The sequence below is a fragment of the Pseudomonas akapageensis genome, from assembly GCF_011355085.1.
Taxonomy (GTDB): Bacteria; Pseudomonadota; Gammaproteobacteria; order Pseudomonadales; family Pseudomonadaceae; genus Aquipseudomonas; species Aquipseudomonas akapageensis.
Window position 1 is genome coordinate 1 of record NZ_VXCP01000025.1, and the last position, 17,168, is coordinate 17,168.

Annotated in this window: 14 protein-coding genes and 1 pseudogene; 9 read left to right on the forward strand and 6 right to left on the reverse strand. The window is 62.6% G+C overall.

The window, feature by feature from the left end; all coding sequences use genetic code 11:
• Positions 1–227: pseudogene (gene glyA, locus F2S13_RS16865) on the reverse strand (serine hydroxymethyltransferase); the annotation flags it as partial.
• Between the two features lie 258 nt (positions 228–485).
• On the opposite strand from glyA, the gene F2S13_RS16870 reads away from it, so the two are divergent.
• The gene (locus F2S13_RS16870) at positions 486–1,499 is read left to right on the forward strand and encodes a GlxA family transcriptional regulator (protein ID WP_166362798.1); all 1,014 of its coding nucleotides are present in this window, start codon (positions 486–488) and stop codon (positions 1,497–1,499) included.
• Positions 1,500–1,554: 55 nt separating this feature from the next.
• Here the strand turns inward: F2S13_RS16870 and F2S13_RS16875 are convergent, their stop codons facing one another.
• From F2S13_RS16875 to F2S13_RS16885, 3 genes are all read right to left on the reverse strand, one after another.
• Complete coding sequence (locus F2S13_RS16875; RefSeq protein WP_166362800.1) at positions 1,555–2,892, reverse strand: MFS transporter; 1,338 nt, start codon at positions 2,890–2,892, stop codon at positions 1,555–1,557.
• A gap of 218 nt (positions 2,893–3,110) precedes the next feature.
• A complete protein-coding gene (locus F2S13_RS16880; protein WP_166362802.1) occupies positions 3,111–4,322 on the reverse strand; it encodes a M24 family metallopeptidase in 1,212 nt (403 codons plus the stop codon).
• A 225-nt stretch (positions 4,323–4,547) separates the two neighbouring features.
• Positions 4,548–5,252, reverse strand: coding sequence for a GlxA family transcriptional regulator (locus tag F2S13_RS16885; protein ID WP_166362804.1), 705 nt, complete (start codon positions 5,250–5,252; stop codon positions 4,548–4,550).
• 267 nt (positions 5,253–5,519) lie between these two features.
• Here F2S13_RS16885 and bla point away from each other — a divergent pair, with 267 nt between their 5' ends.
• The 4 genes from bla (at position 5,520) to F2S13_RS16905 (ending at position 10,770) form a co-directional block, all read left to right on the forward strand.
• Positions 5,520–6,392, forward strand: a complete 873-nt coding sequence (gene bla, locus F2S13_RS16890) for a class A beta-lactamase (protein ID WP_166362806.1) — start codon at positions 5,520–5,522, stop codon at positions 6,390–6,392.
• A gap of 172 nt (positions 6,393–6,564) precedes the next feature.
• The gene (locus tag F2S13_RS16895; RefSeq protein WP_166362808.1) at positions 6,565–7,230 is read left to right on the forward strand and encodes an ABC transporter ATP-binding protein; all 666 of its coding nucleotides are present in this window, start codon (positions 6,565–6,567) and stop codon (positions 7,228–7,230) included.
• The gene (locus F2S13_RS16900; protein WP_166362810.1) at positions 7,230–9,707 is read left to right on the forward strand and encodes an ABC transporter permease; all 2,478 of its coding nucleotides are present in this window, start codon (positions 7,230–7,232) and stop codon (positions 9,705–9,707) included. The genes F2S13_RS16895 and F2S13_RS16900 overlap by 1 nt, the downstream gene beginning before the upstream one ends.
• Positions 9,697–10,770: a lipocalin-like domain-containing protein gene (locus F2S13_RS16905; RefSeq protein WP_166362812.1), complete on the forward strand. Its 1,074-nt coding sequence runs from the start codon at positions 9,697–9,699 to the stop codon at positions 10,768–10,770. The genes F2S13_RS16900 and F2S13_RS16905 overlap by 11 nt, the downstream gene beginning before the upstream one ends.
• Positions 10,771–10,783: 13 nt before the next feature.
• On the opposite strand, the gene F2S13_RS16910 is transcribed toward F2S13_RS16905, so the two are convergent.
• On the reverse strand, positions 10,784–11,803 hold the full coding sequence (locus F2S13_RS16910) for a branched-chain amino acid aminotransferase (RefSeq protein ID WP_166362814.1): 1,020 nt from the start codon (positions 11,801–11,803) through the stop codon (positions 10,784–10,786).
• A gap of 158 nt (positions 11,804–11,961) precedes the next feature.
• Entirely contained in the window at positions 11,962–13,464 is a 1,503-nt protein-coding gene (locus F2S13_RS16915) for a DNA-3-methyladenine glycosylase 2 family protein (protein ID WP_166362816.1), read from the reverse strand.
• A 164-nt stretch (positions 13,465–13,628) separates the two neighbouring features.
• Here F2S13_RS16915 and F2S13_RS16920 point away from each other — a divergent pair, with 164 nt between their 5' ends.
• From F2S13_RS16920 to F2S13_RS16935, 4 genes are read left to right on the forward strand one after another with little or no spacing between them, the layout of a single operon-like run.
• On the forward strand, positions 13,629–14,225 hold the full coding sequence (locus tag F2S13_RS16920) for a paraquat-inducible protein A (RefSeq protein ID WP_166362818.1): 597 nt from the start codon (positions 13,629–13,631) through the stop codon (positions 14,223–14,225).
• A complete protein-coding gene (locus F2S13_RS16925; RefSeq protein WP_166362820.1) occupies positions 14,222–14,866 on the forward strand; it encodes a paraquat-inducible protein A in 645 nt (214 codons plus the stop codon). The genes F2S13_RS16920 and F2S13_RS16925 overlap by 4 nt, the downstream gene beginning before the upstream one ends.
• Positions 14,847–16,505, forward strand: a complete 1,659-nt coding sequence (locus tag F2S13_RS16930; RefSeq protein WP_166362822.1) for a PqiB family protein — start codon at positions 14,847–14,849, stop codon at positions 16,503–16,505. Before F2S13_RS16925 ends, F2S13_RS16930 begins: the two co-directional genes overlap by 20 nt.
• 16 nt (positions 16,506–16,521) lie before the next feature.
• Positions 16,522–17,085 carry a PqiC family protein gene (locus F2S13_RS16935; protein ID WP_166362824.1) on the forward strand — a complete coding sequence of 188 codons (564 nt, stop codon included), beginning with the start codon at positions 16,522–16,524 and terminating at the stop codon, positions 17,083–17,085.
• Positions 17,086–17,168: the final 83 nt, after the last annotated feature.

The window sequence follows — 17,168 nt, forward strand, 5'->3', positions numbered from 1 at the left end:
TGCCCGACCTTGTCCACGTGCTCGCAACCGCCGTAGTAGCGCTTGCCCGGGTAACCTTCGGCGTACTTGTTGGTCAGGCCACTGCCCTGGGCTTCCATGACACGCTTGCTGGTGTAGTTCTCCGAGGCGATCAGTTCGATGTGATCTTCCTGACGCAGCTCTTCGGCATTCATCGCCGCCAGCAGTGCATCGTCATAACCCTGGAGTCGATCGTTTTTGCTGAACATGTGCTCTCCTCGTGACGGAAACCTTCCGTCGCTGTTTTTTTTGTTGAGCCGATTGTGCAAAAACGACAGACACCCGAGTTGTCTGATATCGACATCGAAATGCTCGCCAGAACCGCGAAGGGCCAGCCACCGTCCCCCGCACAAGGTGTACTATCCAAGGGCCTGGATGCAGGCATGTACAAAAAGAAAAACCGCTCGTACTGCGATGTCTCGATGCCTATGCCGGAGAACGCATTACCGATGCAAAGAGGAAAGAACATGGCCCAGACATTGAAGGAAAAATCCGTCGCGGAGCATTCGGCCAAGGCGCACAGGCCGGTTAAAACCATCGGGTTTCTGGTGCTGCCCAACTTCACCACCATCGGCTTCGCTTCCGCCGTGGAAACCCTGCGCATCGCCAACATGGCCGCGCACCGAACCCTGTACAGAACCGTCATCATTGCCGCCAATCACGACCCGGTGACCGCCAGCAATGGCATGCGCGTGCTGCCCGACCACTCCATCGACGACGCCCCCGCCCTGGACATTCTCTTCGTCGTGGGCTCCAACCCCATCGTCTCCGATCACAGCAGCCGCCCCCTGCTCAACTGGCTGCGCAAACTGGCGCACCAGCACATTCCCCTGGGCGGGATCTGCACGGGCAGCCACCTGCTGGCCCGCGCCGACCTGCTCAAGGGCTACCGCTGCACCATTCACTGGGAAGACATCGAACAGCTGAAGGACCGCTTCCCGGGGATCATCATTTCCAACCAGCTGTTCGAGCTGGACCGCGACCGCTACACCTGTTCGGGCGGTGTCGCCTCCATGGACATGACCCTGCAACTGGTCGCCCGCGAGCCCGACGGCGCAGAGATCGCCGCACGTGCTGCCGAGTTGCTTTTATGTGATCGGGTACGCGGAGCGCGGGAGCAGCAACGGGTGCCGTTGCGCAGCAAGCTGGGCACGTCGCAACCCAAGCTCAGCCAGGTGGTGGCCATCATGGAAGCCAATCTCGAGGAGCCGGTGGGCCTGGATGAACTGGCCAGCCTGAACGAAGTGTCGGTGCGCCAGCTCGAACGCCTGTTCCACAAGTACCTGCAACGCACGCCAAGCCAGTATTACCTGGAGTTGCGTCTGTCCCGGGCGCGTCAATTGCTGCTGCGCAGCGAGTCCCAGGTGCGCGACATCGCCCTGGCCTGCGGCTTTGCCTCACCGGCGCACTTCTCCAAGTGCTACAGCCGCTTCTTCGGCTTGTCACCGATGGGCGAGCGTAAACAGGGCGCGTTGCAGTAACGGCAAAAGCGAAGGCGCCAAACAAGCGCCTTCGCTGCCTATGGTTTGCGCAAAATCAGTCCTGCAGTGCCTTGTGCGCCGTTTCCCGGCACGCCAGCATGGCGATCAAGGCAACCATTGCCGCCGCCAGCAGGTACCAGGCCGGCGCCATCTTGTTGCCGGTCAGCTGAATCAACCAGGTGGCGATAAAGGGCGCGGTACCGCCGAACAGGGCGTTGGCGATGTTGAAGCTGAAGGCAAAACCACTGAACCGTACCCGGGTCGGGAAGATTTCCGCGAGGAAGCTCGGCAAGGTGCCATCGTTCATGGCCAGCATGGCGCCGAAGACAATCTGGATCATCAGGATAACCACCAGCGGCTGATGATCCAGCATGCCGAACAACGGGAACGTCAGCAGCAGAAACAGGACCGAAGCCATCACCAGCATCGTCTTGCGCCCGAAAAAGTCCGACAGCTTGCCCATCAGGAAAATCAGCCCGATATAGGTCGCAAGCGAAACCGTCGAGGCGATGAAGGAGTCGTTTTCGCTCATGCCCATTTCGGTGGACAGGTAGGTTGGCATGTAGCTGAGCAACAGGTAGAACGCGACCGCATTGAGGCAGGTGACGCCAATACCGATGATGACGCTGCGCCGGTGCACGGTCAGCAGCTCGCGAATCGGTGCGTGGGTCGCACCCTCTTTGCTTTCCAGGCGCTGCTCCATTTCCAGGAACTTGGGCGTGTCCTGCAGGCTCATGCGGATGTAGCGACCGACCAGGCCAAAGGGCGCCGCCAGCAGGAACGGCAGGCGCCAGCCCCAGCTTTGCATGTCCTCACTGGTCAACAGTGCATGCATCCCCGCCACGAACGCAGCACCGAACAGCAGCCCGGCCGCGGTACTGGCCGGCACGATGCTGGTGTACAGCCCGCGTTTGCCCTGGGGTGCATATTCGGCCAGGAACGCCGACGCCCCGGCGTATTCGCCAGACGCGGAAAACCCCTGGACCAGGCGTATCAGCAACAGCAATGCAGGCGCCCATAGACCGATGTGCCCGTAGGTGGGCAGCACACCGATGCAGAACGTCGAGACGGACATGATCAGGATGGACCAGGACAACGCATTGCGGCGCCCGTATTTGTCACCGAAGTGACCCCATACCAGACCGCCCAATGGCCGCACGATAAAGGACAGGGCAAACACGGCGAAGGTCGCCAGCAGGCCCGTGGCTTTATCGGTCTGGGGGAAGAAGGTGGCGGCGATGACCGTCGCCAGGTAACCGTATGCTGCGTAGTCGAACCACTCGACAAAGTTACCCATGAAGCTGGCCCGCGCAGCCTTGCGCAGTGCTCGACGCTCGGCGTCCTGCTCGCTTGCATGGAATTGGGCTGACGTCAGTGTGGAAGTGCTGGACATGACTGATACCCTTTTATTGTTCTATCGGTTAAGGCTCTTCAAGGAATTCCGGGGTCTGTAGCCGCTGCCGCAGGCTGCGCTCGCGCGCGAAGCGGGCGCAGGCTCAAGATCGCAGGGGAGCCCCTGCGGGACTCCAGCACAGCCTGCGGCAGCGGCTACGGAATTGCGGTGCTCCTTTTTCAATAAAAAAGCCGCACATCCCTGTACGGCGCTTCACGTTACTTTCTGATGATGTTGTGTTCAGGCCCGTACGGGAATTTGGTGATGTTTTCCGAGCCATGCTCGTTGACGATCAGGATGTCGTGTTCACGATAGCCGCCTGCGCCTGGCAGCCCTTCGGGCAACATGATCATCGGTTCGATCGACACCACCATGCCCGGCTCCAGAACCGTGTCTATATCCTCGCGCAACTCCAGGCCTGCCTCACGGCCGTAGTAATGGCTGAGGGTGCCGAACGAATGGCCGTAGCCAAAGGTGCGGTACTGCAGCAGGTCGTGCTGGAGGAAGATCTCGTTCAGTTCGCGTGCAATGTCGCTGCAACGCATGCCCGGCTTGATCAGCTTGAGACCCGCTTCGTGTACCTGGACGTTGACGTTCCACAACTTCAGGTGCTCATCGGAGCAATGATCGAGGAACAGGGTGCGCTCCAGGGCGGTGTAGTAGCCGGCGATCATCGGGAAGCAGTTAAGGCTCAGGATATCACCCTTGTTGACCTTGCGGCTGGTCACCGGGTTGTGTGCGCCGTCAGTATTGATTCCGGACTGGAACCAGGTCCAGGTGTCCATCAGTTCGCCTTCCGGAAAGGTCCGGGCGATCTCGCGCACCATCGCCTGGGTGGCGTGCAGCGCCACTTCGTATTCCGGCACCTGGTCACGCAGGGCCTCGACCACTGCCGCGCCGCCGATGTCGGCGATACGGGCGCCATGGCGAATCATCACCTGCTCTTCTGCCGACTTGATCATGCGCATGCGCATGCACGGTGCAGCGATGTCGACCAGTTGCGCTTGCGGATAACGTGCCGCGAGCTTCTCGTGGTTCTGCAGGTTGAGGTGGTCGAACTCGATACCGATGCGCCCGGCCTTGGGCAGCGCCTGTTGGATGGCGACGAAGAAGTTGTCACGCTGCCAGTCGGTGTAGACGATGTTGTCGGTGCCCACGGTGCGGCGCCATGGCTGGCCACCGTCGATGTTGGCGCTGATCGATACCACCTTGTCCTGGGTCACGACCAGTGCATACGGACGGCCGAAGGAGCAGTAGATGAAATCGCTGTAGTAGTTGACGTTGTGGTACGAAGTGAACACCGCCGCATCGATGTCCTGGGCCGCCATGTAGGCGCGCAGCTTGGCCTGGCGCTCGGCGTATTCCTGCTCGGAAAAGGTCGATTGGACTTTCTCGCCGTTGCGGATCTGGATGGTTTTTGGCATTTGCATCGTCTGTGTTCCTTGTCATTGTTAGCGATTCGGTACGCCGCTTTTGGCCGGGTCCGTGGAGAGCATTGCAGCAGGTATCGACCTGCGGTTTTTGTACGGACACGACCCGAAATTGGTCGAATCCGAAACACTGCGTTTCTGGCCCCTCCCCTCCAAAAAAATAAAAAAACCGGCCCCGAAGATCTCGGGGCCGGTTGGGTGACAGCAGGTGAACGGCAAGGGTGCTCACGGCACCGTTTGCAGCTTCGCACCCACTCCCTGTAGTCGGTCGCGCTTTGGCGACACGCCGTACTGCTCGCGATAGCGTCTGGTGAAATGCTGGGTCGAAATGAACCCGCACTCCGCCGCCACCTGCATGACCGGCGACGCGCAATACCTGAGCAGTTGACGCGCACGAATCAGCCGCAGCTTCAGGTAATAGCGCGAGGGGGTGCAGTGCAGGTACTTGAGAAACAAGCGTTCCAGCTGCCGCCTGGAGACACTCAGGTAGTTGGCCAGTTCGTCGAGGCTCAAGGGTTCGCGCACATTGTTTTCCATCAGCTCCACCACCTCCTGAAGCTTGGGATGCACCTGGCCGAGCATGTGCTTGAACGGCAACTGTCGCGCGCCTGGCTCATTACGCTGGTGTTCGACGGCGACGCCCTCGCCATCGCAGACGAACAGCGCGTCCATGGTCGGCGCGAGGCTGGCGGCGGCATTGGGCGACACCTGCAGGCCGTTGTTGGCGCACACGGGGCGCCCATCCTGGGTCAGGGTGTGCCAGCGATACAGTTCATGCCCGGACAATTGATTGGCCAGGCGCAATGGCTCGATGGCCGAAGCCAGGGCCATCAACGAGAAGTTGTCTTCCAGCAGAAAGCCAATGGACTGCTGTTGCGCCTGGGTGTAGACCCGACTCGAATCGAACGTGTGTAATAAGGGGGTAGCCATGCCGGTTCCTGATCGAACTGGCGCACGGACGGAGCACGCCTTGCGTTGGATTATCAGGGGTTCGACAGGGGTAAAATTGTTCGGGTCCGACCCGAAAGTGTTCGCATTCGCCCTCGGCGGCGTCCTCGTTCCCACGCTCTGCGTGGGAATGCATCCGGCGACGCTCTGCGTCGCGCACTGGGACGTCGACGCTGGAGCGTCTTGCACGGCATTCCCACGCAGAGCGTGGGAACGAGAACCATCACTCGTAAAAGGAAAGACGAAGCCATGCTTCAATGCCCAAACCGCCGCACCTTTCTGCTCGCCGCCCTCACCGCCCCGTTCGCCCTGGCCCTCGGCGCCCGTGCAAGCGACAACGCCAGTGCCCTGTTCGAAACGCTTGAAGGCACTGCCGGAGGTCGTCTGGGCGTCTGTGCCTGGAACACCGCCGACGGCAGGCGAATCCTCTATCGGGCCGAAGAGCGCTTTCCCTTCTGCAGCACCTTCAAGGTGATCCTGGCCGGTGCCATCCTCGCCCACAGTGCCCGGGTTGACGGATTTCTGCAGCGGCAAGTCCACTACACAAAAAACGATCTCGTCACCTACTCGCCCGTGACCGAGAAGCATCTCACCGACGGCCTGACGGTGGCCGAGTTGTGCGCCGCTGCACTGCAGTACAGCGACAATACCGCCTCCAACCTGCTGATGAAGCTGCTCGGCGGCCCCGAGGCTGTCACCACATTCGCACGATCGATCGGTGACCGCGATTTTCGCCTCGACCGCTGGGAGACCGCACTGAACTCGGCCCTGCCTGGCGATCCCCGCGATACGACGTCTCCCGTCGCCATGGCCCAGAGCCTGCACGCACTGGCGCTGGGCGACAGCCTGGCGGTGGCCCAGCGCGAGCAGTTGCAGGCCTGGCTGCGCGGCAACACCACGGGTGCCAAACGCATTCGGGCCGGTGTACCTACCGATTGGCAGGTCGGCGACAAGACGGGTACTGGCGACTATGGTACGACCAACGATGTCGCTGTGATCTGGCCATCGGCTGGCGGGCCGATTGTTCTGGCGGTCTATTACACGCAACTGGCGGCGGATGCCAAGCCGCGGGATGATGTGATCGCGGCGGCGACAAGGATTGTGGTGGATAGTCTGCGTTGACCGTGTCGCCTGCATCGCTGGCAAGCCAGCTCCCACAGAAGACCGAGGCGCACGCATTTCCCCTGTGGGAGCTGGCTTGCCAGCGATGAGGCCTTGGCAGGCGACAGAGAGGCTCACAGGCGCTTCCCTCCTCCCAGCTATCCTTCACATTTCACAGTGAGGAATTGCGCACATGCTGGTCGTCGAGGACGTGCGAAAGTCGTTCATCACCGCCCAAGGCAAACTGCCGGTGTTGCGCGGGGTCGATTTCCAATTGTCGACAGGCACCAGCCTTGCATTGATGGGGGAATCGGGTAGCGGCAAGAGCACCCTGCTGCACCTGATCGCCGGCCTGGAACGCGCCGACAGTGGACGGATCCTGGTCGACGGCGAGCCGCTGCAGGGCCGCCGCGAAGCGGAACTGGCGCGCTGGCGACGCGAAGGCATCGGCCTGATATTCCAGCAGTACAACCTGATCAGCAGCCTCCAGGTGTCCGCCAACCTGGCATTCCAGGCGCGCCTGGCCGGGCGGCATGATCCGGCCTGGGTCGAGCACCTGGCCGGGCGACTGGGGCTGATGCCCTTGCTGCAGCGCTATCCCGAGCAGCTGTCCGGCGGCCAGCAACAGCGCGTGGCCATCGGCCGGGCGCTGGCCCCAAGGCCGCCACTGGTGCTGGCCGACGAGCCCACCGGCAACCTGGATGAAGCGACCAGCGATACAGTGCTCGACCTGCTGCTGCAGCTGGTCGCAGAAGCCGGCAGCAGCCTGTTGATGGTCACCCACAGCGCACGCCTTGCCTCCCGCCTGACACGCCGCCTGTGCCTGCATCTGGGTCGCATACAGCCCGGGGAGGCGTGATGGGCATGCTGCGCATCAGCCTGCTGGCACTACTCAGTCATTGGCGGCGTCATCCGTTGCAGTTCTGCAGCATACTCACCGGCCTGTGGCTGGCTACTGCGTTATGGACCGGCGTACAAGCACTCAACAACCAGGCCCGGGCCGACTATGCCCGCGCCGGCGCCCTGCTCGCGAGCGCTGCACAGGCGCAACTGGTGGCGCGCCAGGGCGAACGCTTCGACCAGGCGGCCCATGTTCAATTGCGCCGCAGTGGCTGGCCGGTTTCACCGATACTCGAGGGTCGCCTGAGCATTGCCGGAAAAGAACCATCGACCCTTCGCCTGCTCGGCATCGAACCGTTGACCCTGCCCCGCGAGGCGTCGATCGCCGGGCAACTCACCACAGGCTTCGACCTCGATGGGTTCATCGGTCCGCCAGGGCAGGCCTGGATTGCCCCGGACACCCTGCTGCGCCTGGGCCTCAAAGCCGGGGAGCAACCGCTCAGCGGCGACGGGCAGCGCTTGCCACCATTGCAGGTACAGGCGCAACTGGCACCCGGGGTCATCGTAGTCGACATTGGCCATGCGCAGACGCTGTTGCGAGCACCGGGACAGTTATCTCGACTGTTGCTGCCCAAGGCATTCGCAGCCCTTGCACCGCCCCTTCCTGTCGAGCTGGCAGCGATACTGAGGCTGCAAGCGTCAACTGATACCGATGATCTACAGCGCCTGACCGACAGCTTTCACCTCAACCTGACCGCGCTCGGAATGCTGGCCTTTGTCGTCGGTCTGTTCATCGTGCATGCGGCCATTGGCCTGGCGCTGGAACAGCGTCGCGGCCTGTTGCGCACCCTGCGCGCCTGTGGTGTGAGCCTGAGCGGGCTGATTGGCGCACTGACGCTGGAACTGGGTTTGTTCGCCCTGCTCGGCGGCCTGGCCGGGGTGATCAGCGGTTATCTGCTGGCCAGCCTGCTGCTGCCCGATGTGGCGGCCAGCCTGCGTGGCCTGTACGGCGCCCAGGTGGCCGGACAATTGAGCCTGTCGCCGCAATGGGGGCTCGCGGGGTTGGCCATCAGCCTGCTCGGCGCTTTCCTGGCCGGCTGCAGCAGCCTGTTGCGCACCATGCGCTTGCCACTGCTGGCACTGGCGCAACCGCAAGCCTGGCGCCTGGCTCAAGGCGTGTGGCTACGCCGGCAAGTGCTCCTGGCCATCGTGTTGGTTGTGCTGGCCATGGCCTGTTGGTGGTTCGGTGACAGCTTGCTCAGCGCTTTTGTCATGGTAACTGCCGTGCTGCTGACAGCGGCCTTGTTACTGCCAGCCTTGCTCGACGCCGCATTGGCCGTGCTGACGCGCTTTTCTCGTGGGCCGCTGACCCAGTGGTTCATTGCCGACAGCCGCCAGCAATTACCAGCCCTGGCGTTGGCGTTGATGGCCCTGTTGTTGGCCCTGGCCGCCAGTGTCGGGGTCGGCAGCATGACCGAGGGCTTTCGCCGGACCTTCGTCGGCTGGCTCGACCAGCGCCTGTCCGCCGACCTGTATGTGACGCCCCGGGATACCCCCCAGGCCCTTGAGATCAGTGCCTGGCTCAGCGGTCAGCCGGGGGTCGATGCGGTCCTGCCGAACTGGCGGGTCGATACACGCCTGCAGGGTTGGCCGGTGCAACTGCAAGGCATCGCCGACCATCCCAGCTACCGCCAGCACTGGCCGCTACTGGAACAGCGCAGCGATGCCTGGACGCAATTGGCCGCGGGCCAGGGCGCCATGCTCAGCGAGCAACTGGCACGGCGCCTGAAACTGGGGCTGGACGATGACCTGTTGCTACCGACCGACCAGACCGAACAACACCTGACCATCGTCGGGCTGTATGCCGACTATGGCAACTCCAAGGGCCATGTGCTGGTCGACGCGAACTGGTTGCGGCGCTACTGGCGCGAGGCGCGCGTGAGTACACTCAACCTGCGCATGGCACCTGCACGCGTCCCGGAGCTGAAGGCAGCGCTCGAGCAACGCTACGGCCTGGACAGCTCGCGGGTGGTCGACCAGAGCTCGTTGAAGCGCTGGTCGACGGAAGTATTCGATCGCACCTTCGCCGCCACCGCCGCACTCAACAGCCTGACCCTCGGTGTCGCCGGCGTGGCGCTTTTCATCAGCTTGTTGACCCTGGGCCAGAGCCGCCTGGGCCAACTGGCACCGCTGTGGGCACTGGGCGTCGGTCGTGCCTCGCTGGTCTGGCTCTGCCTGGGACAGACCCTGATGCTGGCCCTGCTGACCGTGCTCCTGGCGATACCGCTGGGCCTGCTGCTGGCCTGGTGCCTGGTGGCGGTGGTCAATGTGCAGGCCTTCGGCTGGCGCCTGCCCCTGCATGTATTTGCCGGGCAACTGCTGCAACTGGGCCTGCTCGGCCTGCTCACCAGCCTGCTCGCCGCCGCCGGACCACTCTGGCAATTGGCGCGGCGCCAACCCGCCGAATTGCTGAGGCAGTTTGCCGATGAACCTTAACCGCGCCCTGGCCTTGAGCCTGGCCTTGTTGCTGGGCGCCTGCGAGCAGACTCCGGAGCCGCGCAAAAGCTATGCGGGCCTGGGCCGGGACGCCGCGGCTTTCCTGCAGGTCGAACGGGGCCGAGCGCTGCAATTCCCCGCCGACCACGGTGCCCACACGGGCTATCGCATCGAATGGTGGTACATCACCGCCAACCTCACCGACGAACAGGGGCGCGACTGGGGCGCACAGTGGACGCTGTTCCGCTCGGCGCTGCGCCCGGGCCCGGAGGTACCCGGCTGGAACAGCCCCAATCTGTGGATGGGCCACGCAGCGCTGAGCGGCCCGTATGGCCATCAGTTCAGCGAGGCGCTGGCCCGTGGCGGCATCGGGCAGGCGGGCGTGGAGGCGCAGCCCTTCCTCGCCTGGATCGACGACTGGTCGCTGCAGGGTGTCCCGGGCCAAGGGCTGCAACAACTGCAGATGCAGGCCTCGGGCAAGGACTTCCGTTATCGCCTGCAACTGCGCAGCGACGGCCCGCTGGTGCTGCACGGCAACCAGGGCTACAGCGTGAAATCCGGACAGGGGCAAGCGTCCTGGTATTACAGCCAGCCGTTCTATCGGGTCAGAGGAGAGATCGAGCGCGAAGGCCAGCATTACCCGGTCACCGGGCTGGCCTGGCTGGACCGGGAATGGAGCAGCCAGCCGCTGACCGCCGAACAACACGGCTGGGACTGGTTTTCCCTGCATCTGGAGGGTGGCGCCGGGCTGATGTTGTTCCAGGTGCGCCAGACCGGTGCCGAGCCCTACCGCGCCGGCACCTGGATCAATGCCGATGGCCAAGCCGAGTCGCTGCGCAGCGACCAGATCCAATTGAGCGAACAGGCCTGGACCGTTCAGGAAAACGGCCGCAAGGTGCCGACCCGCTGGCAGGTGCGCGTTCCGGATCACAAGGTGGATGTGCAGGTCGAGGCCACCCAGGCACACGCCTGGATGGGAACCTCGTTTCCCTATTGGGAAGGACCGGTGCGTATCAGCGGCAGCCACGGCGGGCGTGGCTACCTGGAGATGACCGGTTATTGAAGGCTGGCGTCGATCAGACCTTGACGATCCAGCCTGCAGGCGCTTCGATGTCGCCGGACTGGATGCCGGTCAGCTCTTTGTAGAGCTTGGTGGTCACCGGGCCGACTTCGGTCTCGCTGTGGAAGACATGCAGGTGATCCTTGTACTGGATCCCGCCGATCGGCGTGATCACCGCAGCGGTACCGCAGGCACCGGCTTCCTTGAACTGAGCGAAATCGTCGACGAACACGTCGCCTTCGATCACTTTCAGACCCAGGCGGCTCTGGGCCAGTTCGATCAACGACAGGCGGGTGATGCCTGGCAATACCGATGGCGACTTGGGCGTGATGAATTCATCGTTCCTGGTGATGGCAAAGAAGTTCGCCGAGCCCACTTCCTCGATTTTCGAGTGCGTTTGCGGGTCGAGATAGATGCAATCGGCGAAATGAGCCTTTTTCGCTTCAGCGCCGGGCAACAGGCTGGCGGCGTAGTTGCCACCGACCTTGGCCGCGCCGGTGCCGTTCGGCGCTGCACGGTCGTAGGTGGAGATCAGGAAGTTGTTGGGCTTGAGGCCGCCCTTGAAGTAAGCGCCGACCGGCACGCAGAAAATCGAGAAAATGAATTCCGGTGCGGTGCGCACGCCGATGTTGTCGCCCACGCCAATGACGAATGGACGCAGGTACAGGGCGCCGCCGGTGCCGTAAGGCGGGATGAACCGCTCGTTGGCACGAACCACTTCCTTGCAGGCTTCGATGAACGCGTCGACGGGCACGTGCGGCATCAGCAGGCGCGAGCAGCTGCGCTGCATGCGCAGGGCATTCTGGTCTGGGCGGAACAGGTTGATCGAGCCGTCCTTGCAGCGGTAGGCCTTGAGGCCTTCGAAGCACTGCTGGCCGTAATGCAGTGCGGTGGAGCCTTCACTGAGGTGCAGCACGTTGTCTTCGGTCAGCACGCCGTCTTGCCAGTTTCCATCACGCCAGTAAGACAGATAGCGCAGATCTGTCTTGATGTAGTCGAAACCCAGCGTTGCCCAATTCATGCTTTCGTCGCTCATGATGCCCTCTAACCTTGAAAAAAACACCTGGAAGCCCAGGCTGACAAATAGATACCACATTTGGCCACCGGGGCAGTATCGGCTAATAGCGAGGGAATTTCGATAGGTGTCTGACGTATGCCTGAAATAGCGCGGCGCCTGCATCGCGGGCAAGCCACTCAACCCGGAACGATGGTCCTAACTTTGTCCCCCAAGGACGTCCACAGATGCTGAGCCGCATAGGCCCGCCACGGCCGCCACGCCTGTGCCCTGGCAAGCAAGTGCGCCGAAGTCGACGCAGCCCCCTCCAGCAACCCGAGCGCCTTGACCAACGCCACATCCCCCGCCGGAAAGGCATCAGGCTCGCGCAACTGCCGCAAGGCAATGTACTGCGCCGTCCAGTCCCCGACGCCACGCAGCTCACAGAACCTGGCGATGGCATCCTGCAATGTTGCGCCGCTATCGAACAGCCGGGGGTCGGCGACCAGCGCGGCGCTGACCGCCTCCAGCGTCGCCCTGCGCGAGCGCGGCATGCCCAGGTTCGTCAGGTCCGCCCCGATCAAGGCCGAGGGCTCCGGGAAGACGTGGGTCAATCCCGATGGATGGCCATCGAGCAGCTGCAGGGGTTGCCCATGGCTGGCCACCAACTTTCCCGCCAGCTTGATCGCCCCCGCCACGGTAATCTGCTGCCCCAGCACAGCACGCACTGCCAGTTCGAAACCGTCCCAGCCACCGGGCACGCGCAGCCCGGGGCGCGTATCGACCAATTTGGCCATCAGCGGGTCGACCGCCAGCTGCCCTTCGATAGCCTCGGGATCGGCTGCCAGATCGAACACCCGACGCAAGCGGGCAATGATCACCGGCAACGCTGCCAGTTGAGGAAAATGGATAGTTGCGGCCAGGGCATTGCCCTGCCCCATGCGTACCTGAACGGTACCTTGCGCACCATTGATACCGATGCTGCGCGAATAGACACCGCCGATCACGCTTTCGACCCCCGGTATGGCCCGTGCCGCGAGGAAGTCCAGCATTGCCTGCCAGTCATAGGGCGGCCGATATCGCAGCAGCAGCGTCACCCCCTCACCCGCCACCTTCGCGCGTGCGGCCTGTGCACCACGGCGCAAGGCGCTGGGCGGGCGCCCGTAGAGCTTCTGGAACACCTCGTTGAAGCGCCGGATGCTGCCGAAACCCGCGGCAAAGGCAATATCGGTAACGGGCATCGCGGTTTCATGGAGCAGCTGCCGGGCCAGCAGTACCCGCCGGGTCTGCGCCACTCCCAGAGGCGAGGCACCGACATGCTGGGCGAACAGGCGCCGCAGCTGACGCTCGCCGACACCCAGGCGTTCGGCCAGCGCCGCCATGCCGCACTCATCCAGAGCCCCCGCCTCGATCAGGCCCAGCGCCCTGGCAACGGTATTGGAGTACCCCGAATTCGACACTCCGCGCCACGCTCCCGAGTCGGGCGCCGCTTCCGGTCGACAGCGCAGGCAAGGACGAAAACCAGCCTCCTGGGCGGCTGCGGCCGTCGGGAAGAACAGGGTATTTTCCGGTTTGGCCGTGGGCGCCGGACAGATGGGCCGGCAGTAGATGCCGGTGGTGCGCACTCCGACGAAAAACCGCCCGTCAAAGCGGGCGTCACGGCTGGCCAGGGCCCGGTAGCAAATAGCGTGATCGAGGTTCATGACGCCATGATCATCCCGATTGCGCCGGCACACTAGCGGTTTTCGGGCTTGATCATGGAGCCTTTTTCTCGGCAGTCACTCTATATATTTGCTCAATCACACCACGCTTCTATATTGATCTAGCGAGTCAGCTGACTTTCAAAGCCTCCCGGTGAGCATTTTTCATGGCCACGACCGATCGGTTGATCATTTGCGAACACTGCGACAGCGTCTATGAAAAGGTCGTCCTTGCCAAGCGTCAGAAGGCACTTTGCCAACGCTGCGGCGCGGTGATCCAGCGCTACAACGGCATGACCGTGCAACAGCGCCTGGCCCTGGCCCTGACGGCGACCGTGCTGTGGATCTTCGCCAACTTTTATCCGGTCATGAGCATCAGCCTGCAGGGCCTGAAGAATTCCGCGACGCTGTGGGACTCGGTGCTGGCACTGAGCGATGGTCCCATTACGTTCATGGCAATGGTCGCGGCCATCGCCATGATCATCGCGCCGATCATTCAATTGGCTCTGTTGATCTGGGTGTTGCTGTTCGCGCTCACGAACAGGCGCTCGCCCGGGTTCGCCCCGTGCATGCGCTGGCTGGAGACACTCAGACCCTGGAGCATGCTCGAAGTGTGCCTGTTGGGCGCCATGGTCGCGGTCTTCAAACTGGCGGGAATGCTCGACGTGTTGCCGGGCATCGGCCTGATCGCCCTCGCCGTCCTTAGCATTTTGCTGATCAAGGTGGCCGGACGTGATGTCCGCGACCTGTGGGACACCCTATGAACTCGCCTCCATTTGCCAGCGAATTGAACCTGTGCCTGTGCCACAGTTGCGGCCTGGCCTGCGACATGACCGGCCATCCCCATCAGTGCCCGCGCTGCAACGCGCCCCTGCACATGCGCAAGGCCAACTCCCTGGCACGGACATGGGCCTACATGCTCGCCGCCCTGGTGTTCTACATTCCTGCCAATGTACTGCCGGTCATGAACACCGTCATGCTCGGCAGCGGTGCCGACAGCACCATCATCGGCGGTGTGCTGGAGTTCTGGGAACACGGCGCCTGGGACATCGCCCTGATCATTTTCATCGCCAGCATCGCGGTGCCGGGCATCAAGTTCGTTGCCATTACCCTGCTTCTGGTCACCGCTCAACGGGGCAGCCAGTGGGCCTGCAGGCAACGCTCGAAGTTGTACCGGTTCGTCGAATTGATCGGCTACTGGTCGATGCTGGACGTCATTGTGGTCGCGCTGGTCGCGGCGCTGGTCAAGTTCCAGGCATTGGGCGATATCGAACCGCGGGCCGGCATCCTGTTCTTTGGCCTGGTGGTGGTCTGCACCATGCTCTCGGCGATGAGTTTCGATCCGCGCCTGATGTGGGAAAACCGACATTCCGAGGAGGTCATGGATGAAGCAAGAAGCCACTGACGGGCGCTCCCTGCCCGGCAACCCAAGTGTCAAGACCACCAGCCGCTGGAGTGTGTCACTGGTCTGGATCGTGCCCATCGTCGCCGTGCTGGTGGGTATATCGCTGGTGGTGCATGACCGCATGCAGGCCGGCCCGGTCATTACTATCAACTTCAAGACCGGCGAAGGGCTCACGGCCAACAAGACCGAAGTCAAATACCGTAACGTGGTAATCGGTCACGTCAGCGAAGTCGAACTCAGCGACGATCAAAAAAGCGTGAATGCGACGGTGAAGCTGGAGAAGCAGGCCGAATCCTTCACCCGTGAAGACTCGGTGTTCTGGGTGGTCAGGCCGCGCATCGGAGCCGGTGGCGTTTCCGGGATCGATACCCTGCTGTCCGGTGACTTCATCGGTGCCGATATCGGGAAGGCCGACAAACGCACCAAAACCTTCATCGGCAAGGAAACGCCACCTCCCATCACCTATGGCGAACCGGGCAAGCGCTTCATGCTGCATACCCAGGACCTGGGTTCGCTGGACATCGGCTCGCCGGTCTATTACCGCAAGATCCCGGTCGGCCAGGTAGTGGCCTACAACCTGGCTCCCGACGGCAAGAGCGTGGACATCGAAGTATTCATCCAGGCGCCCAATGATGCCTTTGTCACTGAAAACACCCGCTTCTGGAACGTCAGCGGCATCGACGTCAGCGCAGGGGCCAATGGTTTCTCGGTCAAGACCGAATCACTGTCGGCGATGCTGGTCGGCGGGATTGCCTTCCGTGCTCCCGCTTTCAGCCCGGGTGACAAGGTAGCGGCCGAAGACAAGGGCTTCGACCTGTTCGACGACGAGGTCACCGCCCTCGCCCCACCCAGCGGCAAGCCACAATTCCTGGTCTTGCGCTTCGACGACCCGATGCGCGGCTTGAAGGTCGACGCGCCGGTCGAATTCCTGGGCGTGGAGATCGGCAAGGTGGTCTCGGTCAATCTGGACTACGACGAGAAACGGCAAAGGTTCCCGGTGAATGTCGGTATCGTGATCTACCCCCAGCGCCTCGGCCAGGCTCACCAGAAAATGCTTGAAGTCCTCAAGCACGACCCTAATGACGAAGAAGGCGGCGCGCGCATCATCGGCACCTTCATCGAGCATGGCCTGCGCGCCCAGGCTCGCAGCGGCAACCTGCTGACCGGGCAGTTGTACATCGCCCTGGACTTCTTCCCCAAGGCCGACAAGGTCGCCTTCGACGCCACCGAGCGGCCGCTCCGGATTCCTACCGTTCCAGGCAGCCTGGAACAACTGCAGGAACGCTTGCAGGCGATGGTCGACAAGTTCAACAAGATGCCGCTTGATCGCATCTCCAATAACCTCGACTCAAGCCTGATGGAACTGAACAAGAGCCTCGTCCAATTCAACGGCAAGACCTTGCCGGGTGTGAATACAACCTTGCAGGACATGCGTACGACCCTGCAATCGACCAACTCGACGCTGGCCGAAGACTCCCCGCAGCGCGAACGCCTGCGCGATACCATCGAGGAATTGACCCGCACCTCTCGCTCCTTGCGCGAGTTGACCAACTACCTGGGCCGGCATCCGGAATCGTTGCTTCGCGGCCGTCCGAAAAGCGCGCTGCCGCCAAGCCTGCAACCCTCTTCGAGCGATTGATTACAGGAGTTAGCCTATGCCCTTTTCGTTGAAAATACCGCTGGTGAGCCTGTTCGTGTTCCTGGGCGCCTGCGCCAGTGATCCGGTTCATTACCACACCCTGATGGCGCCCCATGCAGGCGGTGCGCCGCAAGGTGCCAGCGCCGATATCCAGTTGGAGCGAATCACGGTGCCGCCCCAGGTCGATCGCACCGAGATCGTTATTCGCCAGGGTAGCAGCGGCCTGGCGGTCCTTGAATTCGAATGGTGGGGGGCCAGCCTCGCCGATGAGTTCCAGAGCGCCCTCGAAGACCAATTGAACGCCGGCGGTTCGCAACGCAAATCCTTCTTGCGGGTCGATGTGCAACGCTTCGACTCGTTACCGGGGCAGTACGCCCTGCTCGAAGCCACGTGGCGCTTGCGCAGCATGGGTGCCAGCAAGAATGTGATCGAAATGACCTGCCACAACACCCTGCAGACGCCTGCGGGTGCATCCATCGAGGACCTGGTGATGGCGCACCAGAACAATGTAAAACGGCTGGCCGCGACCATCAGCCAGGCCACTCGCGGGACTTCAAGTGATTGTCCGAAGGTCCAGTAATCCAGGAGCGCGCAAGCCATCGACCGGGTTCATCAAAGCAGCGACTCGATCGGCAAGCGCGCCCAGTGCCATGGCCTCGGCAA

Excerpts from the sequence above, each read along its gene's own strand:
- F2S13_RS16870 (WP_166362798.1), top strand. The coding sequence starts at position 486 with ATGGCCCAGACATTGAAGGAAAAATCCGTCGCGGAGCATTCGGCCAAG.
- F2S13_RS16875 (WP_166362800.1), bottom strand. The coding sequence starts at position 2,892 with ATGTCCAGCACTTCCACACTGACGTCAGCCCAATTCCATGCAAGCGAG.
- F2S13_RS16880 (WP_166362802.1), bottom strand. The coding sequence starts at position 4,322 with ATGCAAATGCCAAAAACCATCCAGATCCGCAACGGCGAGAAAGTCCAA.
- F2S13_RS16885 (WP_166362804.1), bottom strand. The coding sequence starts at position 5,252 with ATGGCTACCCCCTTATTACACACGTTCGATTCGAGTCGGGTCTACACC.
- bla (WP_166362806.1), top strand. The coding sequence starts at position 5,520 with ATGCTTCAATGCCCAAACCGCCGCACCTTTCTGCTCGCCGCCCTCACC.
- F2S13_RS16895 (WP_166362808.1), top strand. The coding sequence starts at position 6,565 with ATGCTGGTCGTCGAGGACGTGCGAAAGTCGTTCATCACCGCCCAAGGC.
- F2S13_RS16900 (WP_166362810.1), top strand. The coding sequence starts at position 7,230 with ATGGGCATGCTGCGCATCAGCCTGCTGGCACTACTCAGTCATTGGCGG.
- F2S13_RS16905 (WP_166362812.1), top strand. The coding sequence starts at position 9,697 with ATGAACCTTAACCGCGCCCTGGCCTTGAGCCTGGCCTTGTTGCTGGGC.
- F2S13_RS16910 (WP_166362814.1), bottom strand. The coding sequence starts at position 11,803 with ATGAGCGACGAAAGCATGAATTGGGCAACGCTGGGTTTCGACTACATC.
- F2S13_RS16915 (WP_166362816.1), bottom strand. The coding sequence starts at position 13,464 with ATGAACCTCGATCACGCTATTTGCTACCGGGCCCTGGCCAGCCGTGAC.
- F2S13_RS16920 (WP_166362818.1), top strand. The coding sequence starts at position 13,629 with ATGGCCACGACCGATCGGTTGATCATTTGCGAACACTGCGACAGCGTC.
- F2S13_RS16925 (WP_166362820.1), top strand. The coding sequence starts at position 14,222 with ATGAACTCGCCTCCATTTGCCAGCGAATTGAACCTGTGCCTGTGCCAC.
- F2S13_RS16930 (WP_166362822.1), top strand. The coding sequence starts at position 14,847 with ATGAAGCAAGAAGCCACTGACGGGCGCTCCCTGCCCGGCAACCCAAGT.
- F2S13_RS16935 (WP_166362824.1), top strand. The coding sequence starts at position 16,522 with ATGCCCTTTTCGTTGAAAATACCGCTGGTGAGCCTGTTCGTGTTCCTG.